General features: G+C 70.8%; 27 protein-coding genes and 1 tRNA gene. 23 read left to right on the top strand and 5 right to left on the bottom strand.

What is annotated here, in order from left to right; all coding sequences use genetic code 11:
- Nucleotides 1–26: 26 nt before the first annotated feature.
- A complete protein-coding gene (locus ACAX67_RS20675; RefSeq protein WP_370705788.1) occupies nucleotides 27–596 on the top strand; it encodes a C40 family peptidase in 570 nt (189 codons plus the stop codon).
- On the opposite strand, the gene ACAX67_RS20670 is transcribed toward ACAX67_RS20675, so the two are convergent.
- The 4 genes from ACAX67_RS20670 to ACAX67_RS20655 form a co-directional block, all read right to left on the bottom strand.
- Complete coding sequence (locus ACAX67_RS20670; RefSeq protein WP_370705787.1) at nucleotides 578–1,966, bottom strand: MFS transporter; 1,389 nt, start codon at nucleotides 1,964–1,966, stop codon at nucleotides 578–580. The two genes, ACAX67_RS20675 and ACAX67_RS20670, sit on opposite strands and share 19 nt — an antisense overlap.
- Nucleotides 1,959–2,780: a PEP/pyruvate-binding domain-containing protein gene (locus ACAX67_RS20665; protein ID WP_370705786.1), complete on the bottom strand. Its 822-nt coding sequence runs from the start codon at nucleotides 2,778–2,780 to the stop codon at nucleotides 1,959–1,961. Before ACAX67_RS20665 ends, ACAX67_RS20670 begins: the two co-directional genes overlap by 8 nt.
- On the bottom strand, nucleotides 2,777–4,477 hold the full coding sequence (locus ACAX67_RS20660; RefSeq protein WP_370705785.1) for a PEP-utilizing enzyme: 1,701 nt from the start codon (nucleotides 4,475–4,477) through the stop codon (nucleotides 2,777–2,779). The genes ACAX67_RS20665 and ACAX67_RS20660 overlap by 4 nt, the downstream gene beginning before the upstream one ends.
- Before the next feature lie 154 nt (nucleotides 4,478–4,631).
- A tRNA-Arg gene (locus ACAX67_RS20655) sits at nucleotides 4,632–4,704 on the bottom strand.
- A gap of 92 nt (nucleotides 4,705–4,796) precedes the next feature.
- Between ACAX67_RS20655 and argS the strand changes: the two genes are divergently transcribed.
- The 22 genes from argS to ACAX67_RS20545 all read left to right on the top strand — a co-directional run bounded on the left by argS (nucleotide 4,797) and on the right by ACAX67_RS20545 (nucleotide 25,815).
- Nucleotides 4,797–6,464, top strand: coding sequence for an arginine--tRNA ligase (argS, locus tag ACAX67_RS20650; RefSeq protein ID WP_370705784.1), 1,668 nt, complete (start codon nucleotides 4,797–4,799; stop codon nucleotides 6,462–6,464).
- Complete coding sequence (gene lysA, locus ACAX67_RS20645; RefSeq protein WP_370705783.1) at nucleotides 6,464–7,858, top strand: diaminopimelate decarboxylase; 1,395 nt, start codon at nucleotides 6,464–6,466, stop codon at nucleotides 7,856–7,858. Before argS ends, lysA begins: the two co-directional genes overlap by 1 nt.
- The gene (locus tag ACAX67_RS20640; RefSeq protein WP_370705782.1) at nucleotides 7,855–9,180 is read left to right on the top strand and encodes a homoserine dehydrogenase; all 1,326 of its coding nucleotides are present in this window, start codon (nucleotides 7,855–7,857) and stop codon (nucleotides 9,178–9,180) included. Before lysA ends, ACAX67_RS20640 begins: the two co-directional genes overlap by 4 nt.
- A gap of 5 nt (nucleotides 9,181–9,185) precedes the next feature.
- Nucleotides 9,186–10,250 (top strand): threonine synthase, encoded by a 1,065-nt coding sequence (gene thrC, locus ACAX67_RS20635; protein WP_370705841.1) that lies wholly within the window; start codon nucleotides 9,186–9,188, stop codon nucleotides 10,248–10,250.
- Nucleotides 10,251–10,252: 2 nt separating this feature from the next.
- On the top strand, nucleotides 10,253–11,149 hold the full coding sequence (thrB, locus tag ACAX67_RS20630; protein ID WP_370705781.1) for a homoserine kinase: 897 nt from the start codon (nucleotides 10,253–10,255) through the stop codon (nucleotides 11,147–11,149).
- A 245-nt stretch (nucleotides 11,150–11,394) separates the two neighbouring features.
- Nucleotides 11,395–13,152: a transcription termination factor Rho gene (gene rho / locus ACAX67_RS20625; protein ID WP_370705780.1), complete on the top strand. Its 1,758-nt coding sequence runs from the start codon at nucleotides 11,395–11,397 to the stop codon at nucleotides 13,150–13,152.
- 117 nt (nucleotides 13,153–13,269) lie between these two features.
- Nucleotides 13,270–13,491, top strand: a complete 222-nt coding sequence (gene rpmE / locus ACAX67_RS20620) for a 50S ribosomal protein L31 (protein ID WP_370705779.1) — start codon at nucleotides 13,270–13,272, stop codon at nucleotides 13,489–13,491.
- 161 nt (nucleotides 13,492–13,652) lie between these two features.
- A complete protein-coding gene (prfA, locus tag ACAX67_RS20615; protein WP_370705778.1) occupies nucleotides 13,653–14,723 on the top strand; it encodes a peptide chain release factor 1 in 1,071 nt (356 codons plus the stop codon).
- On the top strand, nucleotides 14,720–15,610 hold the full coding sequence (gene prmC, locus ACAX67_RS20610; RefSeq protein ID WP_370705777.1) for a peptide chain release factor N(5)-glutamine methyltransferase: 891 nt from the start codon (nucleotides 14,720–14,722) through the stop codon (nucleotides 15,608–15,610). The genes prfA and prmC overlap by 4 nt, the downstream gene beginning before the upstream one ends.
- Nucleotides 15,611–15,623: 13 nt before the next feature.
- A complete protein-coding gene (locus ACAX67_RS20605) occupies nucleotides 15,624–16,316 on the top strand; it encodes an L-threonylcarbamoyladenylate synthase (RefSeq protein WP_370705776.1) in 693 nt (230 codons plus the stop codon).
- A gap of 3 nt (nucleotides 16,317–16,319) precedes the next feature.
- The gene (locus ACAX67_RS20600) at nucleotides 16,320–17,465 is read left to right on the top strand and encodes a glycosyltransferase family 4 protein (protein WP_370705775.1); all 1,146 of its coding nucleotides are present in this window, start codon (nucleotides 16,320–16,322) and stop codon (nucleotides 17,463–17,465) included.
- 207 nt (nucleotides 17,466–17,672) lie between these two features.
- Nucleotides 17,673–17,900, top strand: a complete 228-nt coding sequence (locus ACAX67_RS20595) for a hypothetical protein (RefSeq protein WP_370705774.1) — start codon at nucleotides 17,673–17,675, stop codon at nucleotides 17,898–17,900.
- A gap of 9 nt (nucleotides 17,901–17,909) precedes the next feature.
- Nucleotides 17,910–18,332 (top strand): hypothetical protein, encoded by a 423-nt coding sequence (locus tag ACAX67_RS20590; protein WP_370705773.1) that lies wholly within the window; start codon nucleotides 17,910–17,912, stop codon nucleotides 18,330–18,332.
- The gene (gene atpB, locus ACAX67_RS20585; RefSeq protein ID WP_370705772.1) at nucleotides 18,329–19,126 is read left to right on the top strand and encodes a F0F1 ATP synthase subunit A; all 798 of its coding nucleotides are present in this window, start codon (nucleotides 18,329–18,331) and stop codon (nucleotides 19,124–19,126) included. The genes ACAX67_RS20590 and atpB overlap by 4 nt, the downstream gene beginning before the upstream one ends.
- Nucleotides 19,127–19,199: 73 nt before the next feature.
- The gene (locus ACAX67_RS20580; protein WP_370705771.1) at nucleotides 19,200–19,463 is read left to right on the top strand and encodes a F0F1 ATP synthase subunit C; all 264 of its coding nucleotides are present in this window, start codon (nucleotides 19,200–19,202) and stop codon (nucleotides 19,461–19,463) included.
- A 57-nt stretch (nucleotides 19,464–19,520) separates the two neighbouring features.
- Nucleotides 19,521–20,057: a F0F1 ATP synthase subunit B gene (locus tag ACAX67_RS20575; protein WP_370705770.1), complete on the top strand. Its 537-nt coding sequence runs from the start codon at nucleotides 19,521–19,523 to the stop codon at nucleotides 20,055–20,057.
- Nucleotides 20,057–20,845, top strand: a complete 789-nt coding sequence (locus ACAX67_RS20570) for a F0F1 ATP synthase subunit delta (protein WP_370705769.1) — start codon at nucleotides 20,057–20,059, stop codon at nucleotides 20,843–20,845. The genes ACAX67_RS20575 and ACAX67_RS20570 overlap by 1 nt, the downstream gene beginning before the upstream one ends.
- Nucleotides 20,846–20,898: 53 nt before the next feature.
- Entirely contained in the window at nucleotides 20,899–22,536 is a 1,638-nt protein-coding gene (atpA, locus tag ACAX67_RS20565) for a F0F1 ATP synthase subunit alpha (RefSeq protein ID WP_370705768.1), read from the top strand.
- A 2-nt stretch (nucleotides 22,537–22,538) separates the two neighbouring features.
- Complete coding sequence (locus ACAX67_RS20560) at nucleotides 22,539–23,456, top strand: F0F1 ATP synthase subunit gamma (protein ID WP_370705767.1); 918 nt, start codon at nucleotides 22,539–22,541, stop codon at nucleotides 23,454–23,456.
- A gap of 33 nt (nucleotides 23,457–23,489) precedes the next feature.
- Nucleotides 23,490–24,953, top strand: a complete 1,464-nt coding sequence (atpD, locus tag ACAX67_RS20555; RefSeq protein ID WP_370705766.1) for a F0F1 ATP synthase subunit beta — start codon at nucleotides 23,490–23,492, stop codon at nucleotides 24,951–24,953.
- 1 nt (nucleotide 24,954) lies between these two features.
- Nucleotides 24,955–25,356, top strand: a complete 402-nt coding sequence (locus ACAX67_RS20550) for a F0F1 ATP synthase subunit epsilon (RefSeq protein WP_370705765.1) — start codon at nucleotides 24,955–24,957, stop codon at nucleotides 25,354–25,356.
- 15 nt (nucleotides 25,357–25,371) lie between these two features.
- The gene (locus ACAX67_RS20545; RefSeq protein ID WP_370705764.1) at nucleotides 25,372–25,815 is read left to right on the top strand and encodes a DUF2550 domain-containing protein; all 444 of its coding nucleotides are present in this window, start codon (nucleotides 25,372–25,374) and stop codon (nucleotides 25,813–25,815) included.
- Here ACAX67_RS20545 and ACAX67_RS20540 read toward each other — a convergent pair whose 3' ends face one another.
- Nucleotides 25,816–26,781, bottom strand: a complete 966-nt coding sequence (locus tag ACAX67_RS20540; RefSeq protein ID WP_370705763.1) for a glutathione S-transferase family protein — start codon at nucleotides 26,779–26,781, stop codon at nucleotides 25,816–25,818.
- Between the last annotated feature and the right edge of the window lie 8 nt (nucleotides 26,782–26,789).

The raw sequence follows: 26,789 nt of genomic DNA, 5'->3' as shown, positions 1-26,789 counted from the left end.
GGCGTCGCTGATGAAGGACTTCTCCGATGCACACCTCCGCTGTGCGCGCTTCCGCGCGCCTCACGGTCGTCTCCGGCCTCGCCGCGCTCGCCGCGGCGGGCGTCCTGGCGACCCCCGCCGCCGACGCGACCGCGCCTCGTGACGCCTCGGTGGCCCCTGCCGTCGTACGGGCGCAGCACCGCCACGCCGTCCAGGTGCACCGCGCCGCCGTACGCCGGCACCGGGAGCACGTCGCCGCCGTGCAGGCCGCGACCCGCGGCCAGCAGGCCGTCGACCTCGCGAGCCGGGAGGCGGGTGACCCGTACGTCTACGGTGCCGCCGGGCCCGACGCGTTCGACTGCTCCGGACTGACCATGTACGTGTACAGCCAGCTCGGCGTCTCCCTCCCGCACTCCGCGGCGGCGCAGGCCGCGATGGCGCAGCCGGTCAGCGACCCGCAGCCCGGCGACCTGGTGTTCTTCGGCGGTTCGGGCGGGGTCTACCACGTCGCGATCTACGCGGGCGACGGGATGATCTGGCACGCGCCGCACAGCGGGACGGTCGTCAGCCTCGAGCCGATCTGGACCAGCGACGTCTTCTACGGCCGCGTGCTCTGAGGCTCGTCGGCGGCGACGGCGCTGCGGCCCGGGAGCAGCGCCGCGCACGCCAGCCCGGCGAGCAGCACGCACGTGAAGGCGACGGTCACCGTGTGGTGGGAGTCGCGTACGGCGGCCGGCCCCTCGCGCAGCTCGAGGACCCGTCCGAGGAACGCGATGCCGGCGACGCCGCCGAGGTAGCGCATCGTCGAGCTGACACCGGCCGCCATCCCGCTCTGCTCCGGCCGGATCGCCGAGAGCGACGCGGTCTGGGCGGCCGGGCTGCACAGGCCGATGCCGACGCCGAGGAGGGCGAGGGGGAGCCGCACCTGACCGGGCGAGGCGACGTCCTGGACCACCAGGATCGCCATGCCGGCCAGGCAGACCAGCGAGCCGGTCACGGCGAGCGTGCGGGGTCCGAGCCGCTCGGTCAGGCGCCCGGCGACCAATGACATCAGCACCATGGCGACCATCAGGAAGATCAGCAGCTGACCGGTCTCCCGGGCACCGAGGTCGAAGAGCTGCTCGAGGACCAGGGGCAGCTCGAAGATCAGGGCGTACATCACCAGGTTCTGCAGGCAGATCAGCAGGGTGCCGGCGGTGAACGCCCGCGACCCGAAGATGGCGAACGCGATCACGGGGTCGGCGGCGTGGCGCTCGCGCGCGGCGAAGCCGGCCATCAGCACCAGGCCACCACCGACGAGGAGGGCCGCGAGCTCGTCGGTCCGCTCGGCGCCGATCACCAGCAGCGCCAGCGCCGCGGTCAGCAGCAGGGAGCCCGGCCAGTCGAAGGCGGCGGCCGGTCGCGTCGTCCGGAGACGGTCGATCGCCGCGACGAGGATCGCTGCGACCAGCAGGACGGGCAGGTTCGCCACGAAGACGGCCTGCCAGCCGAAGGCGTCGACGAGGATCCCGCCGATGATCGGGCCGAGCGCGGCGGCCGAGGCCATGATCGCGCCGAACATGCCGAACGCACGGGCCCGCCGGTCCGGCGGCAGCTCGATGCGCAGCAGGGCCACCGTGGCGGGTACGGCGAGTGCACCGCCGGTCGCCATCAGGATCCGCGATCCGGCCAGGACCGGCAGGCTCGGCGCGACGAAGCCGACCACCGCGCCGGTGGCGATCACGACCTGCCCCAGCACGCAGACGCGCCAGTGCCCGAGCCGGTCCCCGAGCTTGCCACCCGGACCCTGGAGGGCGATGGCCGCGATCAGGTAGGTCGCGACGAGCGCCTGGGTGACGTCGGCCGGGTCGTGGTCGAAGGTGCGTGCGATCGAGGGCACCGCCACCGCGACCATCGTCGAGTTGAGCGGCATCAGGGCTGCGGCGAGCAACGCCCCGGTCAGGCCGCGGCCCTTGCTCGACGGTGCCCTCGGCCCCGGATCAGCCATGCGTGATCGGGCGCCGCTGCAGGAGGTAGAGGCGCTCCCCGGCGAAGGCGAACTCGATGTCGTGGTCCTCGGCGTCGAAGACGGTGTCGCAGGCCGAGGCGAGCTGGTGCAGGGCCTGCAGGCGGACGTCGTCGAGGCAGGGGGCCTCGACCAGGCCGGGGTCCACGGCCTGTTCCTCGACCCGGCCGTCGGCTCGGAGCCGCAGCGCGATGTCCTTCTCGCCGGTCGTGCACTCCAGCGGCACGCCGTCGGGGGAGAGCCGGTACTGGTCGGGGGTGACCTGGCCGCTCACCACCACCTCGCCGAGCCCCCAGCTCGCCTCGATCAGGCGCTCGCGCGCCCCGGTGAGCGGGTGCCGGGTGAAGAGCACCCCGGCCACCTCGGAGGCGACCATCTCCTGCAGCACCACGGCCATCCGCGGGGCAGGGTCGAGTCCGTGCTGCTCCCGGTAGGCGATGGCGCCCGGGTCGTGGGCCGACTCGTGGACCCGGTGGACCGCGTCGCGGACAGCCGCGGACCCGACGACGCCGAGCACGCTGAGGTGCGTGCCGGCGAAGGAGGCGTCCTCGGAGTCCTCGCCGATCGCGCTGGAGCGCACCGCCCACGGGCCCGGTGCCATCGTGTCGAGCAGCGCTCGGAGGTCGACCTCGCCGGCGACGACGTCGCGCACGGCGTCCCAGCCGAGTGCGAACCCACCGGGCACCGGCAGGCCGGCGCCGAGGGCCGTCGCGAGCTGGGCCGCCTTGCCGCCGTACACGCACTCGTCGGTCGCCGCGACGAGCGGAGCGAGCGCGCCCTCCCCGCCTGGGGTCACTCGAGCAACCGCACTTCGCCGGTGGTCCCGTCGACGCGCACGCGCGCGCCGTCCGGGATCGTGCTGGTGGCGTCGCGGGTGCCGACGATGCCGGGGATGCCGTACTCGCGGGCGACGATCGCCGCGTGGCACAGCTGCCCGCCGCGGTCCGTGACGATCGCGCCGAGCATCGGCAGGACGACGTTGAAGTACGGCGACGTCATCCGCGTCACCAGCACGTCACCCTGCTTGATGCGGTCGAAGTCGGCCGAGCTGTCGACCAGCCGGGCGGTGCCCTCGTAGACGCCGGTGTTGACGGACAGCCCCGTCAGCACGGTGTCGGTGTTGGGCGTCTCCGGCACGCCGAAGAGGCTCTCGAGGAAGATGCTGATCGCGTCCTGCGTGCGGCGGGCCGGCTCGGGCAGCCAGGCGCTCGGCGGGGGAGGGGCGGGCATCGCGCGCAGGAACGCCGGGGCGTCGGAGGTGGTCGTGGTGGTGCGCCACTCGAACCGCTCGGCCACCTCGGCCGCACTCGGTCCGTCCGCGGTGGTCAGCAGCGCGCGCGCCTCCGCGGCGTCGAGCTCGACACCGTGCTCGGGATCGTCGAGGCGGCCGGCCGCGTGGGCCCGCCTGCCCACCTCGAGCATCGCCCTGCGGGCCAGCCCGGTCGCCCAGCCGTCGGAGAAGACGCCGCGCTCGTCGCGGATCCGGTAGATGTGCCGGACCTGGTCGAGCCGGTCGTCGAAGTCGGCGCGGTGCTCGGCCGGGACGCGCTCGCGCAGGGCGGTGAGTGCGCTGTCGTCGTCGGGTGCCGAGGGTGAGGTGCCGGCCAGGGCCGTGCGGAGGGCCTCGACCAGCACGTCCGGCAGCTCGCCGGCGACCTGGTCGCCGACGTCGTACCCGACGCTGCGCCAGCGGACGGCGTCGAGGTACGCCGTCACCTCCTCACCCACCTCCGGGTGCTCGGTGAGCGTGGCCAGTGTGTCCGCCGACGGGGTGGCGGCCGCGAGCACGGCCTGGGCCGACTCCGAGGTGGTCAGCGCCTTCGCGGCGGCGTCGAGCTCGGTGGAGGCGAAGCCGCGGGAGATCGCCGACCGTCCGCGCAGCAGCCCCATCAGCTCACCGACGCCGGCACCGGTCCACGTCGTCGCGCCGGCCAGGAAGTCGCCGACCGGGAGGCAGGCGGTGATCGTGTACTTGTGGTGGAGGTAGGCGCTGTCGACCAGGTGCTGCGCGCAACGGTCGACGTGGTCGGCGAGCTCGGCGTCCGACAGCGCGGCCACGTCGACGGCCTGGATCGCCCGGTGGCCCTTGATCGCCGCCGGCTTGTCGACCTCGTCCCACGTCTGGAGGTCCTTGCGCCAGAGCTTGCCCTCCATGGCCGCCGCGGCTGCCTTGTGCCGCCTGCGCATCTCCGGGTGCACCCGGCTGAGGAGCTGCAGCACCGGCTTGGGCGGCGGTCCCATCGCCCCCGGCGGCGCGCCGACCGGGGCCGGCTGGTTGTAGAAGAACGAGTGCACGAACCCCGGTCGCAGGTGGTCGAGCAGCACCCCGTAGCGGGAGGTGCCCTCGCTGAACCCGCGGGGGAAGCCGTCCATGAAGGCGGCCTGCGCGAGCCGGGTCATCGGGCGGGAGCCGTGGGTGGACTCGAGCTCCCACGGGCCCTTCGCGGGTGCTTCGAACGTGCGCCCCTTGACGACGACGGACTGCTCAGCCATTGGACCCCCACGGTGTCGGTATGACCGCAGTGTCCACCTGCTGTTCACCGGGGGAAGGGGGTTTCGTGAAAACTTTGGGAAGGGCCCGCGCTCGGCCTACCGCGTGCGGTGGAAGCGGAGGGTGCCGTCGGAGATGTGCTGAGACGTTGCAGGGCGCCTCCGGCAGGATTCGAACCTGCGGCACCTGGTACCGGAAACCAGTGCTCTATCCCCTGAGCTACGGAGGCAACACGCCCGCACATGCGGTGCTGACGCGGTGTGGACCTTACCGGGCGATATCCGTGCAAGAGAAACCTGGGGCCGCCGATACCCTTGGCGGGTGAATCCCGACCAGCTCTCCACCACCATCGTCGGCGCCTTGACGGCGCTCGTCGAAAGGGGCGATCTCGCCCTGCCCGACGGCGTCCCTGCTGAGGTGACGGTGGAGCGTCCGCGTCAGAAGGGGCACGGCGACTACGCGACCAACGTCGCGCTGCAGCTGGCGAAGAAGGCCGGCACCAACCCGCGCGCGTTCGGCGAGCTGCTGGCGGCCGAGCTGGCCGGTGCCGACGGCATCTCCGGGGTCGAGGTCGCAGGCCCGGGCTTCCTCAACATCTCGGTCGAGGCCGGCGCGCAGGGCCAGGTCGCGGCCGTGATCGCGGCTGCCGGGGCGTCGTACGGACACACCGAGACGCTCGCGGGCCAGAAGATCAACGTCGAGTTCATCTCGGCCAACCCGACCGGTCCGCTCCACCTCGGCCACACCCGGTGGGCGGTGCTCGGCGATGCCATCGGGCGGGTGCTGAGCGCGGCGGGCGCCGAGGTGACCCGGGAGTTCTACATCAACGACCGCGGCGTGCAGATGAACCACTTCGCCGACTCGATCATCGCCGCGGCGCTCGGCGAGCCCACCCCGGAGGGCGGCTACCAGGGCGGCTACATCGACGACCTGGCCAAGGCGGTCGAGGCCGCTCGGCCCGGCATCTTCGAGCTGCCCGCCGACGAGCGGCGCACCGCTGTGCGGGCCGTGGGCTACGAGATCCAGCTCAAGGAGCAGCAGGACCAGCTCGACGGCTTCAACACCCACTTCGACGTGTGGTTCTCCGAGCTCTCGCTCCACGACTCCGGGTCGGTGCCGGAGACCCTGCAGCGCCTGAAGGACCTCGGGCACGTCTTCGAGGACGACGGCGCGCTCTGGATGCGCACCACCGACTTCGGCGACGACAAGGACCGGGTCCTCATCAAGTCCGACGGCGAGCTGACCTACTTCGCCTCCGACACCGCCTACTACCTCGACAAGCGCAGGCGGGGGTTCGACCACTGCATCTACCTGCTCGGGGCCGACCACCACGGCTACGTCGGCCGGCTGCGGGCGATGGCGGCCTGCGTGGGCGACGACCCCGACCAGACGCTCGACGTGATGATCGGTCAGCTGGTCAAGATCCTCAGCGACGGCCAGGAGCTGAAGCTCTCCAAGCGCGCCGGGACGATCGTGACCCTGCACGAGCTCGCCGAGGAGATCGGCGTCGACGCGCTGCGCTACTCGCTGGCGCGCTATCCCGCCGACAGCCCGCTCACCCTCGACGTCGCGGAGATCACCAAGGCCTCCAACGACAACCCCGTCTACTACGTGCAGTACGCCCATGCGCGCACCTGCCGGATGCGGGAGAACGCCACGGAGCTCGGGATGGGCCTGCCGGACGACTTCGACCCGTCGCTGCTCTCCCACGACCGTGACGGCGACCTGCTGCGGGCGCTGGCCGAGTTCCCCCGCGTGGTCGCGAGCGCGGCCGAGCTGCGCGAACCGCACCGGATCGCCCGCTACCTCGAGGACACCGCGTCGACCTTCAACAAGTGGTACGACACCAAGGAGTGCCGGATGCTGCCGCAGGGCGACGAGCCCGTCGGTCCGGCGAACCTCGCCCGCCTGGTCCTCGTGGTCGCGACGCAGACGGTCTTCGCCAACGGCCTCGAGCTGCTCGGCGTCTCCGCCCCGGAGCGGATGTAATGACCCACGAAGCCGGCTGGGCGCACGCGCCCGGCGCCCTGCGCGGGCCGTCCTGGCTGCAGGCGCCGCGCGACGCCAACGACCTCGTGCCGATGTTGTGGTCGAGCACGGCCCACAAGACCGAGTCCGGCGACCTGGTGGTCGGGGGGGTGCCGCTGGCCGACCTGGTCGCCGACCACAACACCCCGGCCTACGTGCTCGACGAGGCCGACTTCCGGGCGCGTGCCCGCGCGTTCGGCGACGCGTTCGCCGGCTGGGACGTCTACTACGCCGGCAAGGCGTTTCTCTGCACGGCGGTCGCCCGCTGGATCTCCGAGGAGGGTCTCTGCCTCGACGTGTGCTCCGCCGGTGAGCTCACCGTCGCCCTGCGGGCCGGCGTCGACCCGGCGCGGATCGGCTACCACGGCAACAACAAGACGGTGGCCGAGCTGCGCCGCGCGGTCGCCGAGGGCGTCGGGCGGATCATCGTCGACTCGTTCCAGGAGGTCGAGCGGGTCGCCATGGTCGCCGCGGACACCGGGATGGCGGCGCGGGTGATGGTCCGGGTGACCGCGGGCGTCGAGGCGCACACGCACGAGTTCATCGCCACGGCGCACGAGGACCAGAAGTTCGGCTTCTCGATCACCTCCGGGGCGGCCTTCGAGGCGGTGCGGCTGCTGCAGGAGGCGCCGGGGGTCGAGCTGCTCGGCCTGCACTCCCACATCGGCAGCCAGATCTTCGACTCCTCCGGCTTCGAGGTCGCCGCCCGACGCGTGCTGGCACTGCACGCCCGGGTCTCCGACGAGCTCGGCGTCACCCTGCCCGAGATGGACCTCGGCGGCGGTTTCGGCATCGCCTACACGACGCAGGACGACCCGGCGGACCCGGCGCAGCTCGCGACCGAGATGGGCAAGATCGTCGAGCACGAGTGCCGCGCGCTCGGCATCGACCAGCCTCGGCTCTCCATCGAGCCCGGCCGCGCGATCGTCGGCCCGGCGATGTGCACCGTCTACACGGTCGGCACCGTCAAGGCCGTCGAGCTCGACGCGGGAGCGGTCCGCACCTACGTCAGCGTCGACGGCGGCATGAGCGACAACATCCGTACGGCCCTCTACGACGCCGACTACTCCTGCACGCTCGCGAGCCGGCGCTCGGAGGCGGCGCCCGTGCTGACCCGCGTCGTGGGCAAGCACTGCGAGGCGGGCGACATCGTCGTGCGCGACGAATTCCTCCCCGGCGACGTCGCGCCGGGCGACCTGCTGGCGGTGCCCGGCACCGGCGCCTACTGCCGCTCGATGGCCTCCAACTACAACCACGCGCTCCGGCCGCCGGTGATCGCGGTACGGGACGGCGTCGCCTCCGTCGTCGTACGGCGAGAGACTGAGGCCGACCTGTTGGCGACGGATGTCGGGTGAGTGTTGTGAATCAGGAGGGCGACAAGCCCCTCAAGGTGGCGGTGCTGGGCTGCGGCGTCGTCGGTTCCCAGGTGGTGCGGCTGCTCGGTGAGCAGGCGGGCGACCTCGCAGCGCGGGTCGGGGTCCCGGTCGAGCTCGCGGGCGTCGCCGTACGACGGCTGGACGCGCCGCGCGACGTCGCCGTCGCTCCCGACCTGCTCACCACGGACGCGCTCGGCCTCGTCAGCCGTGGCGACGTGGACGTCGTCGTCGAGGTGATCGGCGGCATCGAGCCCGCACGGTCCCTGATCCTGGCCGCGCTCGAGGCGGGCGCATCGGTCGTCACCGCCAACAAGGCACTGCTCGCCGAGGACGGGCCCACGCTCTACGAGGCCGCCGAGAAGGCCGGCCGCGACCTCTACTACGAAGCGGCCGTCGCCGGTGCGATCCCGATCCTGCGGCCGCTGCGCGAGTCGCTCGCGGGCGACACGGTCACCCGGGTCCTCGGCATCGTCAACGGCACCACCAACTTCATCCTCGACAAGATGGACACCCAGGGGTCCGGCTTCGAGGAGGCTCTGGAGGAGGCGCAGGCGCTCGGCTACGCCGAGGCCGACCCGACCGCCGACGTCGAGGGCTTCGACGCCGCGGCCAAGGCGGCGATCCTGGCCAGCCTCGCCTTCCACTCCCGGGTCACCGCGGCCGACGTGCACCGCGAGGGCATCAGCGACGTCACCGCCGCCGACGTCCGCTCGGCGCGCGACATGGGCAGCGTCGTGAAGCTGCTCGCGATCGCCGAGCTGTCCGGCACCGGCGGCGGCGACGCGGGTGTGAGCGTGCGCGTGCACCCCGCGATGATCCCCAGGTCGCACCCGCTCGCCAGCGTGCGCGAGGCGTACAACGCGGTCTTCGTCGAGTCCGAGGCTGCCGGACAGCTGATGTTCTACGGCCCCGGCGCCGGCGGTGCGCCCACCGCGAGCGCCGTGCTCGGCGACCTCGTGACGGTCGCGCGCAACCGCCAGCAGGGCACCCGCGGCGTGGGCGAGTCGGCGTACGCCGATCGTGCGGTCCTGCCGATGGGGGAGACCCGGACCCGCTACCACGTGGCGATCGACGTCGACGACCGCGCGGGCGTGCTCGCTGCCGTGGCGACGGCGTTCTCCACCCACGACGTGTCGATCCAGACCGTGCGCCAGGAGGGCCGCGGCGACGACGCCCAGCTCGTCGTGGTGTCGCACGAGGCGACCGACGCCCAGCTGTCGGCGACCGTCGCCGAGCTGCGGGAGATGGACATCGTGCGGGACGTCACCTCGGTGATGCGCGTCGAAGGGACCGAGGAGTGAGCGACGTGGGCGGCCGGCACCAGTGGCGCGGCGTGATCGAGGAGTACCGCGAGCTGCTGGACATCCCGTCCGGCACCCCGGCGATCAGTCTCGGTGAGGGCGGCACGCCGCTCGTGCGCTCCGGTTGGCTCTCAGAGGTGGGCGCCGCCGACGTGTGGCTCAAGGTCGAGGGCGCCAACCCGACCGGGTCGTTCAAGGACCGTGGGATGACGACCGCGATCTCGGTGGCGGTGCACGAGGGCGCGAAGGCCTGCGTGTGCGCGTCGACCGGCAACACCTCCGCCTCGATGGCCGCCTACGCCGCGCGCGCCGGCATCACCCCGATCGTCCTCGTGCCGGAGGGCAAGATCTCCGCTGGCAAGATGGCGCAGGCACTGGTGCACGGCGCCCGGGTGATCCAGGTGCGCGGCAACTTCGACGACTGCCTCAACCTCTCGCGCGGGCTGGCCGAGCACTACCCGGTCGCGCTGGTCAACTCGGTCAACCCGGTCCGGCTCGAGGGGCAGAAGACCGCCTCCTTCGAGATCGTCGACCGGCTGGGCGACGCGCCGGACGTGCACCTCATGCCGGTCGGCAACGCGGGCAACATCTCGGCGTACTGGCTCGGCTACCAGCAGTACCGCGACCGCACCACCAAGCTGCCGCGGATGCGGGCCTTCCAGGCCGAGGGTGCGGCTCCGATCGTCTACGACAAGGTCTTCCCCGATCCGGAGACCCGGGCCAGCGCCATCCGGATCGGCAACCCGGCGTCGTGGCGGCTCGCGACGACGGCGGCCGCCGACTCCGGTGGCGGCTTCGCCGCGTTGAGCGACGACGCCATCCTCGCGGCGCAGGCCGAGCTGGCGCGCGCCGAGGGCGTCTTCGTCGAGCCGGCGTCGGCCGCGGGTGTCGCCGGGTTCCTCGCCGACGTCGCCGCGGGCGACGGCTACGCCGGGCAGACCGTGGTCATCACCGTGACCGGACACGGCCTCAAGGACACCGTCACCGCGCTGGAGTGGTTCGGCGAGGTGACGCCGATCCTCGTCGACGCCGAGCTCGACGCCGCTGCCGCGGCGGCCGACCTGATCTGACGATGACCCACTTCGCCGCCGGCCCCGTGCGGGTCTCCGTGCCGGCCACCTCCGCCAACCTGGGCCCGGGGTTCGACTCCCTCGGGCTCGCGCTCGACCTGCGCGACCGCCTCGAGGCGGAGGTGACCGCCCACGGCCTCGTCGTGGAGGTCGACGGCGTGGGCAGCGACGCCGTACCGCTGGACGAGGGCCACCTCGTGGTCCGCGCGATGCGCGCGACGTTCGACGAGATCGGCGTCCAGCCTCCTGGCCTCCGGCTCTCCTGCGTCAACGTGATCCCGCACGCGCGCGGCCTCGGCTCGTCCTCCGCGGCGATCGTCGCCGGGGTCTGGCTCGCGCGCGAGCTCGTCGCCGGGGGGAGACTGCTGCTCGGCGACGAGGGCCTGCTCGACCTGGCGGCGCGGATCGAGGGCCATCCGGACAACGTGGCACCGGCGCTGATGGGTGGCTTCGTGATCGCCGGGCAGGACCCGGACGGGACCTTCTACGCGGTGCCCTCGGAGGTCGACCCCCGCATCGGCGCCGTCGTCTTCGTACCGCCCGACGCGGTGTCGACGGAGCTGGCCCGCGGCCTGCTGCCCGAGGACGTGCCGCACGCCGACGCGGCGACCAACGCCGGTCGCTCGGCGCTGCTCGTGGCCGCCCTCGCGGGCCGCCCCGAGCAGCTGTGGCGGGCGACCGCCGACCGGCTGCACCAGGACTACCGCCGCCCCGCGATGCCGGCCAGCCTCGACCTCGTCGACGCCCTGCGCGCGGAGGGGGTGCCGGCGATCGTGTCCGGCGCCGGGCCGACCGTGCTCGCCTTCACCGACACCACCGACGGTCTGGTCGCCCGCTGTCCGGACGGCTGGACCGCCCTCCAGCTCGAGATCGACGCCCGCGGCGCCATCGCGTGGTGAATGTCACCGCCGTCGAGTGGCGGTGATATCGTTCAAGTGCGTCGAGCTCACCGATCCCTCGGTCTTCGGCGCCGCGCGATCTTCGCGCGGATCTCCTTCTCGCCTCGACTCGGGCAGCTGCCCGCATCAGCCGGAGCGCTCGTCCGCGGGCACCTCGGACGCGAGAGGGACCTGAACCCTCATTTCAAGTGCCCTGCGGTCCGACAGAGGACCGGAGCGGCCGATTTACGTGGGAAGGACCTCACGTGACAGAGACCATCGAGAGCCCCGCCGCCGAGAAGGCGGCCACCGCGCCCAAGAAGCGCGGTGGCGGGCTCAACACCATGCTGATCGCCGACCTCAAGGCCATGGCGGGCGGCATGGGCATCGCCGGTGCCGGCAGCATGAAGAAGGCCCAGCTGGTCGACGCCATCAAGGCGGCCCAGGCGCGGCCGAAGGACCAGCCCAAGGCTGAGCCGAAGGACCAACCGAAGGACCAGCCGAAGGCGGAGTCGAACCAGCCGAAGGACCAGCCGAAGGCGGAGTCCAAGGTCGAGGAGAAGCCCCGGGCCGAGAAGGCCAAGGGAGGCGACAAGCCGGCGACCAGGGCGCGCTCGGAGGAGCAGGCGCCGGGCGAGGAGCAGGCGAAGGCTCCTCAGCAGAAGCAGGGCGGTCAGCAGAAGCAGCAGGACGGTCAGCAGAAGCAGCAGGACGGTCAGCAGAAGCAGGACGCCCCGAAGCAGCAGCAGGACGGCGACCAGGGCGACGACGGCGAGGGCGGCTCGCGCCGCAATCGGCGCCGCCGCGGCCGCGACCGCAACCGCACCACCACCACGACGACCGGCGGGGGGCGCAACGAGCCCGACACCACGATCCTCGAGGACGACGTCCTGGTGCCGGCGGCCGGCATCCTCGACGTGCTCGACAACTACGCGTTCGTCCGGACGAGCGGCTACCTCGCGGGTCCCGACGACGTCTACCTGTCGCTGTCGATGGTGCGCAAGTACGGCCTGCGCCGCGGCGACGCGATCGTCGGCCAGGTGCGCCAGCCCCGCGAGGGCGAGCGCCGGGAGAAGTTCAACCCGATGGTGCGCATCGACAGCGTCAACGGCGTCGACCCCGAGCAGGCCCGGCACCGCGTCGACTTCGCGAAGCTGACCCCGCTCTACCCGAGCGAGCGGCTCCGCCTCGAGACCGAGCCGACCAACATGATCGGCCGCGTCATCGACATCGCCGCGCCGATCGGCAAGGGCCAGCGCGGCCTCATCGTCTCCCCGGCGAAGGCCGGCAAGACCATGATCCTGCAGTCGATCGCCAACTCGATCACCACCAACAACCCCGAGTGCCACCTCATGGTCGTGCTCGTCGACGAGCGGCCCGAGGAGGTCACCGACTTCGAGCGCTCGGTCAAGGGCGAGGTCATCTCCTCGACCTTCGACCGCCCGGCCAGTGACCACACCACCGTCGCCGAGCTGGCGATCGAGCGGGCCAAGCGGCTCGTCGAGCTGGGGCACGACGTCGTCGTACTCCTCGACGGCATCACCCGCCTGGGCCGCGCCTACAACCTGGCGGCGCCCGCGAGCGGCCGGATCCTGTCCGGCGGCGTGGACTCCGCGGCCCTCTACCCGCCCAAGAAGTTCTTCGGCGCGGCCCGCAACATCGAGAACGGCGGCTCGCTGACGATCCTCGCGACCGCCCTCATCGACAGCGGCTCGAAGATGGACGAGGTGATCTTCGAGGAGTTCAAGGGCACGGGCAACATGGAGATCCGGCTGCGCCGCGACTTCGCGGACAAGCGGATCTTCCCCGCCATCGACGTGATCCAGTCCGGCACCCGTCGCGAGGAGCTGCTGATGAGCAAGGAGGAGATGGCGATCGTGTGGAAGCTGCGTCGCGTGCTCTCCGCGCTCGACGGCCAGCAGGCCCTCGAGGTGCTGCTCGACAAGCTCAAGAAGTCCTCGACCAACATCGACTTCCTGATGCAGGTCCAGAAGACGACGCCGTCCCCCGAAGCGGGGGAGTGACGCGGGTCGTTCCGCGGAATAGGCAGCGGCGCAAAAGCGCTCCTACACTTGCCTGTCGGCTCCGGTTCACGTCCGCACGAGGCAGACGACCCGGCGCCCCTTAGAGATGAGGACACCATGAAGAAGGACATCCACCCCGACTACGTCGTGACCGACGTGACCTGCACCTGTGGCAACACGTTCACGACGCGCAGCACCGCGACCAGCGGCACGATCCACGCCGACGTCTGCTCGCAGTGCCACCCGTTCTACACCGGCAAGCAGAAGATCCTCGACACCGGCGGCCGCGTCGCCCGCTTCGAGGCCCGCTACGCCAAGAAGCAGGACGCCAGCAAGTAGCTGCTTCCGAGCGCCGACCTTCCCGCACCGCGGGTCGGTCGGCGCTCGTAGTTTTGCCCCCGACTGGCGGTGGTTTGCTGTCACTTGAGGGGGCTTGCAAACCCCGACAAGTGCAGGAATCCCCGGTCGACCGGGGATTCCTGACCCCCGAGGAGACCGCGGTGTTCGAAGCAGTGGAGGGCATGCTCGCCGAGCATGCGGAGCTGGAGGGCCGGCTCGGGCTGCCGGAGACCCATGCCGACGCGCGCCTCGCCCGCACCCTCAACCGGCGCTACGCCGAGCTCGGCAGCATCATCGGTGCCTGGCGGGAGTGGAAGCAGTACGGCGACGACGCCGGTGCCGCGCAGGAGCTGGCCGCCGACGACCCGTCCTTCGCCGAGGAGGTCACCGAGCTGCGGGAGCGGCAGGAGGAGGCCGCCGAGCGGCTGCGCCGCCTGCTGGTGCCTCGCGACCCGGTCGACGACAAGGACGCGATCCTCGAGGTGAAGTCGGGGGAGGGCGGTGAGGAGAGTGCGCTCTTCGCGGGCGACCTGTTGCGGATGTACACCCGCTTCGCCGAGCGTCGCGGCTGGAAGACCGAGATCCTCGACGCGGCCGAGTCCGACCTGGGTGGCTACAAGTCCGTCACGGTGGCCGTGAAGGGCGGGTCGTCCGAGCCCGGTCAGGCGCCCTACGGCCTGCTCAAGTTCGAGGGCGGCGTGCACCGGGTGCAGCGCGTCCCCGTCACGGAGTCGCAGGGCCGCATCCACACCAGTGCGGCCGGCGTGCTGGTCGTGCCGGAGGCCGAGGCGGTCGATGTCGAGATCAACGACAACGACCTGCGCATCGACGTCTTCCGCTCGAGCGGCCCGGGCGGGCAGAGCGTCAACACGACCGACTCCGCGGTGCGCATCACCCACCTGCCGACCGGCATCGTCGTCAGCTGCCAGAACGAGAAGAGCCAGCTGCAGAACAAGGACCAGGCGCTGCGCATCCTGCGCGCCCGCCTGCTCGCCGCGGCCCAGGAGGCGGCGGACGCGGAGGCGAGCGAGGCCCGCCGGAGCCAGGTCCGCACGGTCGACCGCTCCGAGCGGATCCGCACCTACAACTTCCCGGAGAACCGGATCTCCGACCACCGCACCGGCTACAAGGCCTACAACCTCGACCAGGTGCTCGAGGGCGACCTGCAGCCGGTCCTCGACTCGTGCGTCGACGCCGACATGGCCGGCCGGCTCGAGGCCCTCGAGCAGTGACGCCGCGCGTCCTGGTCGCGGCGGCGGCCGAACGGCTGGGGGCGGCGGGGGTCGCCAGCCCGGAGCACGACGCCGCCGAGCTGCTCGCGCACGTCCTGGGCACCACGCGCGCCCGGTTGCCGCTGGTGGCCGACGTCGCGGCCGACGCGGAGGCGGCGTTCGACGAGCTGATCGAGCGACGAGCTGCTCGGCACCCGTTGCAGCACCTCACGGGCAAGGCGTACTTCCGCTACGGCGAGCTGGCGGTCGGGCCCGGCGTGTTCGTCCCCCGGCCCGAGACCGAGCTGCTCGTCGGCTGGGCGGTCGACCACCTCACCCACGCGTCTGGTTACCCGCGGTCCTCCGCGGGCCTCACCGCACCGGTGGTGGTCGACCTCTGCACCGGCTCGGGGGTGATCGCGAAGTCGATCGCCGAGGAGGTCCCCGGGGCCCGGGTCCACGCGGTCGAGCTGGACGAGCCCGCGCACGCGTGGGCCGAGCGCAACCTCGCCGGCACCGGCGTCGACCTGCGCCACGGTGACGCCTTCACCGAGTTCGACGACCTCCTCGGCACCGTCGACGTGGTGGTGTGCAACCCGCCGTACGTCCCCCTGGAGGCCTGGGAGTCGGTGGCGGTCGAGGCGCGCGACCACGACCCGCACCTCGCGCTCTTCTCCGGCGACGACGGGCTCGACGCGATCCGGACGCTCGCGGTGCGGGCGGCTGCGCTGCTGCGCCCCGGCGGTGTCGTCGGCGCCGAGCACGCCGACGTCCAGGGCGAGTCCGCGCCTGCGGTCTTCGCCGCCCAGGGATCCTGGGAGGAGGTCCGCGACCACCGCGACCTCAACGACCGCCCGCGCTTCGTCACGGCACGACGGACGGCACGCGGTGCCCGGACGGGGGAATGACAGGATGGGCGACGTGAGTGAGTCCGGCATCGCCAAGGTCTACGACGTGTCCGCGGCGGAGGAGCGCGCGGCAGCGATCGACGCGGCAGCCCTGGCGATCCAGCGCGGCCGGCTCGTGGTCCTGCCGACCGACACGGTGTACGGCGTCGCCGCCGACGCGTTCGACCCGGAGGCGGTGACCCGGCTGCTGGACGCCAAGGGACGCGGCCGCGAGATGCCGCCGCCGGTGCTGGTGAGCACCGCGACCACGCTCGACGCGCTCGCCACCCAGGTGCCCGACTACGCACGCGCCCTCACCGACGCGTTCTGGCCGGGCCCGCTCACCCTCGTCTGCCACGAGCAGTCCTCCCTGCGCTGGGACCTGGGGGAGACCCGGGGGACGGTCGCCGTGCGCATGCCGGACCACGAGCTCGCGCGCGAGCTGCTCGACCGGACCGGTCCGCTGGCCGTGAGCTCGGCCAACCTGACCGGGCGGCCGGCCGCCACCACCGCCGAGGAGGCGGTGGAGATGCTCGGCGACACCGTGGCGCTCATCGTCGACGGCGGCCCGAGCGCGGGCGCCGTGCCCTCGACCATCGTCGACGTGACCAGCGACCGACCCCGGTTGCTGCGGCTCGGGGCGATCACGCTGGCCCAGCTCGACGAGGCGCTCGCCGAGCACGGGGTGACCGTCGACCCGGGCGAGTCCGCGGCGGACGTCGAGTAGGACATGCGCGAGTACCTCGTCGTCTTCCTGGTCGCCGCAGCGGTGACCTACCTGCTGACGGTGGTGGCCCGCGAGATCGCGGTCCGCACGGGCGCCGTCGCGAAGGTGCGCGACCGCGACGTCCACGCCGAGCCGATCCCCTACCTCGGCGGCCTGGCGATGCTCGGCGGCCTCTTCGCGGCCTTCCTGGTCGCCCGTGAGCTGCCGTTCCTCTCGGGGAGCCAGTCCTTCGTGTTCGACGACGCGTTGTCCGTGCTCTACGCGGGTGCGCTGGTGTGCGCGGTCGGAGTGCTCGACGACATCTTCGACCTCGATGCGCTCACCAAGTTCGGTGGTCAGGTGCTCGCGGTCGGGGTCCTGGTGTACGGCGGCATCCAGTTCAAGTACTTCTACCAACCCAACGGGGTCAGCTTCAGTCTCGACCCGACGCAGGGCGCGATCCTCACGTCGATCGTGGTGATCGGGACCATCAACGCCGTCAACTTCATCGACGGCCTGGACGGGCTCGCGGCCGGCGTGATCGGCATCGGTGCGTCCGCGTTCTTCGCCTTCTGCTACCTGATGACGATCGTCAACGACGTCGACCGTGCGACGACGGCCTCGCTCCTGTCGGCCGCGCTCGCCGGTGCGTGCCTGGGGTTCCTCGTGCACAACTTCCATCCCGCACGGATCTTCATGGGTGACAGCGGGTCGATGCTGATCGGCCTCGTGCTGTCCTCGGCGGCCATCACGATGACGACGCAGTACTCCGACGTGGACTTCTCCACGGGCTTCGACGGCACCCGCGCGAGCCTGCTTCCCCTCCTGCTGCCCGTGGCGCTCCCGATCCTGATCCTCGTGGTGCCGTTGGCCGACATGCTGCTGGCGGTGGTGAGGCGCACGGCGGCCGGTCGCTCTCCCTTCGCGCCCGACAAGCAACACCTGCACCACCGGCTGCTCGAGATCGGCCACTCCCACCGGAAGGCGGTCGTCATCATGTGGATGTGGGCCGCGCTCGTGGGGTTCGGTGCCGTGTTCGCCAGCCTGCTGACCGGGCCGCTCGTGCTGGTCGGCGTCATCTCGGGACTTGCCGTGACCGTCGTCGTCACCTTCGTCGCTCCCAACCTGACGCCCTTCCGTCGTAGCGGTGAGAAGGTCCCTCCGGCCTGACGGCCGACCCCGATGCGGAGCCTCGGACGACTTTGTGATAACTTTCACGAGCACTCAGGTTCCCCTCAGGGACCGACCCTGACGACCCGGGAGGTGAGCGATCGTGGACCCCATGTCGAGCGTCTCGATCCCGCGTCCAGGGCGGGTCGCTGAGCGGTCCGGAGCCTGTGATACGTTCCCGCCGAACGTCGATCCGAAGGGATTCCGATGGGTGGGCGCGACCTCCTCGGCCTGGGCGGCATGCTTGCCGGCTGCGTCGTGGGATGCACGGTGCTGGGCCTCCTCGTCGATCACCTTGCGGGGTCGTCGCCCGTCGGTGTGGTGGTCGGAGTCGGCCTCGGCATCGGACTCGGCGCGACGGCGTTCGTCCTGCGTGCGCTCCGTGCGCTCCGTGAGACCGACCAGGCCCGACCCCCCGACCAGCAGGACATGTGAGGTGACACCGTGACGACCGGTCCCGACACCTCCCCGATGCCCACCCGCGTCAGCCTCTCGAAGGTCATCGCCGACCAGCGGAAGACCGAGCTCCTCGCGCTCGGGATGATGATCTTCAGCATCTGGTTCGGCTTCAGCGCCGGCTGGCTGGTCACCGCCTGCATCGCCGGCGGCGTCCTGCTCGGCCTGGTCAACCACCTCGCCACCGAGTACTGGCTGCTCAAGGTCATCGCCGGCGGCGGTGAGCCGACCCGTGGTCAGCTCACCCGCTTCACGATCGTCCGCCTCTGCGTCGTGGCGATCGTGGCCGTCGGCATCGCTGTAGTGTTCTGGCCCGACGGAGTCGGCGTGCTGCTCGGCCTGGCGATCTTCCGCCTCGTCGCGCTGGTCATGACGACGATCCCGCTGTTGAAGGAGCTGAAAGAGCAATGAGCGGCCTGCTGCCCCTCGAGATCCACATCACCCCGGGTGAGCACCCCGAGCGTCACCTGTTCGGCCTCACCTTCAACATCGACACGATCATCAGCACCCTCGTGGCGGGCTCGATCGTGCTCCTCCTCGGCTTCCTCGTGCGCCGCGCGCTCACCCGCGACACGGCCGACCACGTGCCGACCAAGCTCCAGATCATCTGGGAGTCGGTCGTCGGCGAGGTGAACAACCAGGTCGAGGACAACCTCGGCAAGGTCCACCCCTTCGTCGCGCCGCTGGCGATCTCGCTCTTCTTCTTCATCCTCATCGCGAACTGGCTCGAGCTGGTCCCGACCGAGCTCAACGAGGACGCGCACCTGCTTCCGGCCCCGACGTCGGACACCAACCTGACCTATGCGATGGCGATCTTCGCCGTCGTCAGCGTCTGGATCTACGGCATCCGCAAGAGCGGCCTGGGCTACTTCAAGCACTTCGTGCAGCCCTACCCGGTGCTGCTGCCCCTCAACATCCTCGAAGAGCTCGTCAAGCCGGTCACGCTGGCGCTGCGTCTCTTCGGCAACATCTTCGCCGGCGGCATCATGCTCGCGCTGATCGCGGCCATCCCGTGGTGGGCGGGCATGCCGATCGCCAACGTGCTGTGGAAGATGTTCGACATGATCATCGGCGGTCTGCAGGCATTCATCTTCGCCCTGCTGACGGTCCTCTACTTCGCCATGGCCGGAGCCGGTCACGACGACCACGAGGAGCACGCCGAGCACGCCGACAAGGCGGAGAAGTCCCCGGAACTCGCGTCCTGAGCCCAGGCTCACGTCGCACCAGAGGTAATCAACAAGCGCCGGGCAGGTTCGGCGCGGAAAACCAAGGAGAATCATGGCAGTCGAGAACATGAACCAGGCCGTCACCCTCGCCGGTGCTTTCGTCGGCGGCGGCCTCGCCCTCGGTGGCGGCGCGATCGGCGCCGGTATCGGCGACGGTCTGGCCGGTTCGTCGTACATCCAGGGTGTCGCGCGTCAGCCGGAGGCCCAGGGTCGCCTGCAGACGATCTTCTTCCTGACCGTGGGTCTGGTCGAGGCGATGTTCTTCATCAACCTCGCCTTCATGGCCCTCTTCGTGTTCGTCCTCGGCGGCAAGTGAGTCGGTCCCCCCGTGGGGCCCGCTCCATCCGCACCAGGTAAAAGGACCCGGACCTAGATGATGACACCGCACCTGATCCCGCTCGAGAGCAACTTCCTCGTGCCCAACGGCACGTTCTTCGTGGAGTTGATCGCCTTCGCGATCATGTTCGCCATCCTCGCGAAGTACGTCGTGCCGCCGATCAACCGCGCCATGACCGCCCGCCAGGACGCCATCCGGCAGCAGTTCGCCGAGCTGGACCAGGCGAAGGAAGAGGCCAACTCGGCCAAGGACGAGTTCCAGTCGCAGATCGCCGACGCGCGTCACGAGGCTGCCCGGATCCGTGAGGACGCCCGCGAGCAGGGTGCGGCCATCATCGCGGAGATGCGCGAGCAGGCGCAGGCCGAGGCGGCGCGCATCGTGGAGCACGGCAAGGCCCAGATCCAGGCCGAGCGCCAGGCGGCCGTCGCGTCGCTGCGCGCAGAGGTCGGCACGCTCGCGACCGACCTCGCCGGTCGCATCGTGGGTGAGTCCCTCGACGACGACGCCCGCCAGGGCCGTGTCGTCGAGCGCTTCCTCGCCGAGCTCGAGACCGGGACCGCGGGGGCCAACTGATGCGCTCGTTCCGCGCGGCGTCGAGCGAGTCGCTGGCGGCTCTGGTCGACCAGGTCGAGGGGACCTCGACGGTCGCCGACGGCCTGTTCTCCGTCGCGGCCAGCCTGCGCTCGGAGCCCGCGCTCCGGAGGCACGCCACTGACGCGGCTCTCCCGCCCGAGGCCAAGACCGGCCTGGTGGGCCAGCTCTACGAGGGCAAGGTCGACGCGGCGACGCTCGGCCTGCTCAAGGACGCTGTCGGCCGCCGCTGGACCCGTAGCCGTGACCTCGCCGACGCGCTGGAGTACGTCGGCGTGGTGGCTGCGGTCCGGTCCTCCGACGACGCCGACACGCTCGTCAACGAGCTGTTCGCCGTCCGGGCGGCGATCGACGCGAGCAGCGACCTGCGCAGCGCGCTGTCCGACCGCACCCGCAGCCACAGCGACAAGGCCGCCCTGGTCGACGCGCTGCTCGGCGGCAAGGTCGCGCCCGCGACCCTGACGCTGGTCAAGCAGGCGCTCACGACCGACGAGCACACCGTGAGCGTGGCGCTCGAGGACTTCGAGAAGATCGCCGCCGACGTCCGCGGGCGTGACGTGGCGACCGTCCGGGTGGCCCGGCCGCTCGGCGCGGACGACGAGCGTCGGCTGACCGACGCGCTCGCCGCGCAGTACGGCCGATCGGTCCACCTGCACGTCGTCGTCGACCCCGGCGTCCTCGGCGGCATCAAGGTCGAGATCGGTGACGACGTCATCGACGGCACGGTCGCCAGCCGCCTCGACGACGCACGCCGCAAGATCGCCGGCTGACCCGGCATCCCCTGACACCGAGATTTTGAGCAAGAAGAGAGAAGGCACCTGAGATGACGGAACTCTCCATCCGGCCGGACGAGATCCGCGACGCCCTCGCCAAGTACGTCGCGGACTTCCAGCCCGACGCGGCGAGCAAGGAAGAGGTCGGCACGGTCGCCTCCGCCGGTGATGGCATCGCCCGCGTGAGCGGTTTGCCGTCGGCGATGGCCAACGAGCTGCTCGAGTTCGAGGACGGCACCCGCGGCCTGGCCCTCAACCTCGACGAGCGCGAGATCGGTGTCGTCATCCTCGGTGACTTCGCCGGCATCGAGGAGGGTCAGCCCGTCCGCCGTACCGGCGAGGTGCTGTCCGTCCCGGTCGGTGACAAGTTCATGGGCCGCGTGATCGACCCGCTCGGCAACCCGATCGACGGTCTCGGCGACATCGAGGCCGAGGGCCGCCGCATCCTGGAGCTCCAGGCTCCCGGCGTGATGGCGCGCAAGTCGGTGCACGAGCCGCTCGCCACCGGCATCAAGGCGATCGACGCGATGACCCCGATCGGCCGTGGCCAGCGCCAGCTGATCATCGGCGACCGCGCGACCGGCAAGACCACGGTCGCGATCGACACGATCATCAACCAGAAGCAGAACTGGGACTCCGGTGACCCGGAGAAGCAGGTGCGCTGCATCTACGTCGCCATCGGTCAGAAGGGCTCCACCATCGCCTCCGTGCGGGGTGCCCTCGAGGAGGCCGGCGCGCTGGAGTACACCACGATCGTCGCCTCGCCGGCGTCCGACAGCGCGGGCTTCAAGTACCTCGCGCCCTACACCGGCTCGGCCATCGGCCAGCACTGGATGTACGACGGCAAGCACGTCCTCATCGTGTTCGACGACCTGACCAAGCAGGCCGAGGCCTACCGCGCCGTGTCGCTGCTGCTGCGTCGCCCGCCGGGCCGCGAGGCCTACCCGGGTGACGTCTTCTACCTGCACTCCCGGCTGCTGGAGCGCTGCGCGAAGCTCTCCGACGACCTCGGTGCGGGCTCGATGACCGGCCTGCCGATCATCGAGACGAAGGCCAACGACGTGTCGGCCTACATCCCGACCAACGTCATCTCGATCACCGATGGTCAGATCTTCCTGCAGTCCGACCTCTTCGCCGCCAACCAGCGGCCCGCGATCGACGTCGGCATCTCGGTGTCGCGCGTGGGTGGTGCGGCCATGACGAAGGCGATGAAGACCGTCACCGGCTCGCTCAAGGTCGACCTGGCGCAGTACCGCGCCATGGAGGCCTTCGCGATGTTCGCCTCCGACCTCGACGCCGCGTCGAAGCAGCAGCTGGCCCGCGGTCAGCGGCTGATGGCCCTGCTGAAGCAGCCGGCCTACAGCCCCTACCCGCTCGCCGAGATGACCGTGTCCCTGTGGCTCGGCACCAGCGGTCGCCTCGACGAGGTCCCGACCGACGACGTGCTGCGCTTCGAGCACGAGTTCATCGACTACCTGCGTCGTTCGCACGACGGCCTGCTCGCGGCGATCCGCGAGTCGCAGAAGTTCGAGGACGAGGACGGCGTGGCCGCGGCCTACGACTCCTTCCTCGAGCAGTTCGAGACCTCCGAGGGCGGCGGCATCAAGGTCGGCCACGAGGCCGAGGCCGACGCGATGGAGGACGACGAGCTCGAGCAGGAGACGATCGTCAAGCAGAAGCGAGGCTGAGCATGGCCGTATCGCTGCGTGAGTACCGCGCGCGGATCAAGTCGACGGAGTCGATGAAGAAGATCACGCGCGCCATGGAGCTCATTGCTGCGTCCCGGATCATCAAGGCGCAGCAGCGCGCTCAGCAGGCCGCTCCCTATGCCCGCGAGCTCACTCGTGCGGTGTCGGCGGTGGCGACGTACTCCAACGTCGACCACCCGCTCACCCGTGAGGAGGAGGAGCCCAAGCGGGCGGCGGTGCTCGTGATCACGAGCGACCGCGGACTCGCCGGCGCCTACTCCTCGAGCGTGCTCAAGGAGGTGGAGCGGCTCACCGAGCGGCTCCACGACGAGGGCAAGGAGGTCGACTTCTTCCTGGCCGGCCGCAAGGCGGAGGCGTACTTCAAGTTCCGCTCGCGGGACTTCGTCGACTCGTGGACCGGCTTCTCCGACCAGCCGTCCTACGACGTCGCCGCGGAGATCGGCCGGGCGCTGATCGAGGCGTTCCTCAAGGAGCAGGGCGAGGAGGGCGACGTGGACGAGGTCCACATCGTCTACACCCGCTTCCGCTCGATGCTGGTGCAGGAGCCCACCGCGGTGCGGCTGCTGCCGCTGGAGGTCGTCGAGGGGGAGGAGACGCCCGACGAGGGCGACCTGCTGCCGCTCTACGAGTTCGAGCCCTCCGCCGAGGAGGTCCTCGACGGGCTGCTGCCGCAGTACGTCCAGAGCCGGATCTTCTACAGCCTCCTCCAGGCGGCCGCCTCGGAGCTGGCTGCACGGCAGAAGGCGATGAAGTCGGCGACGGACAACGCCGACGAGCTGATCAAGAAGTTCACCCGGATCGCCAACCAGGCCCGTCAGGCGGGCATCACCCAGGAGATCAGCGAGATCGTCGGTGGCGTCAACGCCCTCGCCGACGCGCAGGCCGCTGCGAACGACTGATCCCCCGACCGACCAAGCACACAGACCCGGACTTTGGAAGAGAACACCATGACTGCAACCGCTGAAGAGACCACCCAGGCTGGCACCACCGGCCGGATCGCGCGGGTCATCGGCCCGGTCGTCGACATCGAGTTCCCGGCCGACGCGATGCCCGACATCTACAACAAGCTCGAGGTCGAGGTGACCCTCGCCGGCGAGACCACGACGCTGCCGCTCGAGGTCGCCCAGCACATCGGTGACGGCCTGGTCCGCGCGATCTCGCTGAAGCCGACCGACGGCCTGGTCCGTGGCGCGCAGGTGACCGACACCGGCGGCCCGATCTCGGTGCCCGTCGGCGACGTCACCCTCGGCAAGGTGTTCAACGCCACCGGCGACGTGCTCAACCTCAAGGAGGGCGAGCAGTTCGAGGTCAACGAGCGCTGGGGCATCCACCGCAAGGCGCCGGCCTTCGACCAGCTCGAGTCCAAGACCACCATGTTCGAGACCGGCATCAAGGTCATCGACCTGCTGACGCCGTACGTCCTCGGCGGCAAGATCGGCCTCTTCGGTGGTGCCGGCGTCGGCAAGACCGTGCTCATCCAGGAGATGATCGCGCGTGTTGCGAAGGACCACGACGGTGTGTCGGTGTTCGCCGGTGTCGGTGAGCGCACCCGTGAGGGCAACGACCTCATCGAGGAGATGCAGGAGGCCGGGGTGTTCGACAAGGTCGCCCTGGTGTTCGGCCAGATGGACGAGCCGCCGGGCACGCGTCTGCGGGTCGCCCTGTCCGCCCTGACGATGGCGGAGTACTTCCGCGACGTGCAGAACCAGGACGTGCTGCTCTTCGTCGACAACATCTTCCGCTTCACGCAGGCCGGTTCCGAGGTCTCGACCCTGCTCGGCCGGATGCCGTCGGCGGTGGGCTACCAGCCCAACCTCGCCGACGAGATGGGCACGCTCCAGGAGCGGATCACCTCGACGCGTGGTCACTCGATCACCTCGATGCAGGCGATCTACGTGCCGGCCGACGACTACACCGACCCGGCTCCGGCGACGACCTTCGCCCACCTCGACGCGACCACCGAGCTCTCCCGCGAGATCGCGTCGCTCGGTATCTACCCCGCGGTGGACCCGCTGACCTCGACCTCGCGGATCCTCGACCCGCAGTACATCGGTCAGGCTCACTACGACTGCGCGATCCGCATCAAGCAGATCCTGCAGCGCAACAAGGAGCTGCAGGACATCATCGCGATCCTCGGCGTCGACGAGCTGTCCGAGGAGGACCGCATCATCGTCAGCCGCGCTCGCCGGATCCAGCGCTTCCTGTCGCAGAACACCTACGTGGCCAAGCAGTTCACCGGCATCGAGGGCTCGACCGTCCCGGTGTCGGAGACCATCGAGGCGTTCAACAAGATCGCCGACGGTGAGTACGACCACGTCGCCGAGCAGGCGTTCTTCATGTGCGGTGGCCTCGAGGACGTCGAGGCCAAGTGGGCCGAGATCCAGAAGAACCTCTGACATGGCTGACGCACTGCACGTCGAGCTCGTCGCCGCCGACCGGACCGTGTGGTCCGGTGAGGCCGCGATGGTGATCGCGCGCACCGTCGAGGGCGACCTCGGCGTGCTGCGCGGTCACACGCCGGTGCTCTCGCTGCTGACGGAGGCGGTGATCGAGATCCAGGTCGCCGACACCGACGACGTCGTCATCGGCGCGGTCGATGCCGGCGTCATCTCGGTGGCCAACGACCGGGTCTCGATCCTCTCCGAGCACATCGAGCTCGGCGACGAGATCCACATCGACCAGGCCCAGGCCGACCTCGAGGAGGCACGCTTGCAGATCGGCGTGAACGACGAGGCCGAGGCCCGGATCAGGCACGCGGAGGCGCGACTCCGCGCCGCCGAGAAGGTCCACCAGGCGTAGGGCGCAAACACGTCGATGGCATGGTGGGAGTGGCTGCTCGATGGATCGGGTGTCGTGCTGCTCCTCCTGCTGGCCTACGGCCTGGGGTTGGTGCTCCGGCGTCGGATCCTGGCTCGCCACGGCGGCACGTTCGAGCTCAGCCACCGGCTGAGCGCGGAGTCCGCCGGCCGAGGCTGGGTGCTCGGGATGGGGCGCTACTCCGGCGAGCGTCTGGAGTGGTTCCGGATCTTCACGCTGTGGCCGCGGCCGAAGCGGGTCTGGGCCCGCGAGCAGCTCACCTACGACGGCCGGCGTGAGCCGGTCGGCGCCGAGCAGGCCTCGCTCTACCCCGACCACGTGGTCATCCGTTGCGCGTCACCGACCGGGGACGTCGAGCTCGCCATGAGCCTGGCGTCCCTCACCGGTTTCCAGGCCTGGCTGGAGGCCAAGCCGCCCGGGGCCGACTGGAACGTGCGGTAGTCAGAGTCGCTCGCGGCCATGCGGCGTGTGCCATCCGGCCGGGTCGGGGCCGTCCGGGACGATCCCGGTCGGGTTGATGTCCTCGTGCACCACGTAGTAGTGCCGCTTGATCTGGTCGAAGTCGATCGTCTCGCCGAAGCCCGATGTCTGGAACAGGTCGCGCGCATAGCCCCACAGCGCCGGCATCTCGGTCAGCTTGTTGCGGTTGCACTTGAAGTGCCCGTGGTAGACGGCGTCGAAGCGAGCCAACGTGGTGAAGAGGCGTACGTCGGCCTCGGTGATCCGCTCGCCCATCAGGTAGCGGCGGTCGGCCAGGCGGTCCTCCAGCCAGTCGAGGGCCGTGAAGAGACGGGTGTAGGCGTCGTCGTACGCCTCCTGCGAGCCGGCGAATCCGCACCGGTAGACACCGTTGTTGACCTCGGTGAAGACCCGCGCCATCACCTCCTCCATCTCCTCCCGGCAGTCCTCCGGCCAGAGGTCGGGCGCGTCGTCACGGTGGTGGTCGCGCCACTCGAAGAAGAGGTCGTGGGTGATCGCCGGGAACTCGTTCGTGACGACCTCGCCGGACGGGACGTCGACCATGGCGGGCACGGTGATGCCCTTGTCGTAGTCGGGGAAGCGCGCCAGGTACGCCTGCTGGAGCCGCTCGTAGCCGAGCACCGGGTCGACGCCGTCCGGATCGAGGTCGAAGGACCAGCTGCGCTCGTCGTGCGTCGGCCCGGCCAGGCCCATCGAGATCACGTCCTTCAGCCCCAGCAGCTCCCGCACGATGATCGCGCGGTTGGCCCACGGGCAGGCGCGCGCAGCGACGAGGCGGTAGCGGCCAGGCTGCACGGGCCACGTCGGGACGTCCAGATCGTGCCCGTCGTAGCTGTCCTGGGACTTCCCGGACTCGCGGGTGATCCGGTCGGGGATGTAGTCCATGTCCCGCTTGTAGGACTTGCCCTTCTCGCTGTACGACGGCATGCAGGTGC

This window comes from Nocardioides candidus (genome assembly GCF_041321175.1).
Taxonomy (GTDB): domain Bacteria; phylum Actinomycetota; class Actinomycetes; order Propionibacteriales; family Nocardioidaceae; genus Nocardioides.
Note: the sequence above shows the minus strand (reverse complement) of the source record. Positions and strands in the feature narration are given on the sequence as shown.

Coding starts and splice junctions, on each gene's coding strand:
- ACAX67_RS20675 (WP_370705788.1), top strand. CDS start 27: ATGCACACCTCCGCTGTGCGCGCTTCCGCGCGCCTCACGGTCGTCTCC.
- ACAX67_RS20670 (WP_370705787.1), bottom strand. CDS start 1,966: ATGGCTGATCCGGGGCCGAGGGCACCGTCGAGCAAGGGCCGCGGCCTG.
- ACAX67_RS20660 (WP_370705785.1), bottom strand. CDS start 4,477: ATGGCTGAGCAGTCCGTCGTCGTCAAGGGGCGCACGTTCGAAGCACCC.
- lysA (WP_370705783.1), top strand. CDS start 6,464: ATGACCCACGAAGCCGGCTGGGCGCACGCGCCCGGCGCCCTGCGCGGG.
- thrB (WP_370705781.1), top strand. CDS start 10,253: ATGACCCACTTCGCCGCCGGCCCCGTGCGGGTCTCCGTGCCGGCCACC.
- rpmE (WP_370705779.1), top strand. CDS start 13,270: ATGAAGAAGGACATCCACCCCGACTACGTCGTGACCGACGTGACCTGC.
- ACAX67_RS20600 (WP_370705775.1), top strand. CDS start 16,320: ATGCGCGAGTACCTCGTCGTCTTCCTGGTCGCCGCAGCGGTGACCTAC.
- ACAX67_RS20595 (WP_370705774.1), top strand. CDS start 17,673: ATGGGTGGGCGCGACCTCCTCGGCCTGGGCGGCATGCTTGCCGGCTGC.
- atpB (WP_370705772.1), top strand. CDS start 18,329: ATGAGCGGCCTGCTGCCCCTCGAGATCCACATCACCCCGGGTGAGCAC.
- ACAX67_RS20580 (WP_370705771.1), top strand. CDS start 19,200: ATGGCAGTCGAGAACATGAACCAGGCCGTCACCCTCGCCGGTGCTTTC.
- ACAX67_RS20575 (WP_370705770.1), top strand. CDS start 19,521: ATGATGACACCGCACCTGATCCCGCTCGAGAGCAACTTCCTCGTGCCC.
- ACAX67_RS20570 (WP_370705769.1), top strand. CDS start 20,057: ATGCGCTCGTTCCGCGCGGCGTCGAGCGAGTCGCTGGCGGCTCTGGTC.
- atpA (WP_370705768.1), top strand. CDS start 20,899: ATGACGGAACTCTCCATCCGGCCGGACGAGATCCGCGACGCCCTCGCC.
- ACAX67_RS20560 (WP_370705767.1), top strand. CDS start 22,539: ATGGCCGTATCGCTGCGTGAGTACCGCGCGCGGATCAAGTCGACGGAG.
- ACAX67_RS20550 (WP_370705765.1), top strand. CDS start 24,955: ATGGCTGACGCACTGCACGTCGAGCTCGTCGCCGCCGACCGGACCGTG.
- ACAX67_RS20545 (WP_370705764.1), top strand. CDS start 25,372: ATGGCATGGTGGGAGTGGCTGCTCGATGGATCGGGTGTCGTGCTGCTC.
- ACAX67_RS20540 (WP_370705763.1), bottom strand. CDS start 26,781: ATGCCGTCGTACAGCGAGAAGGGCAAGTCCTACAAGCGGGACATGGAC.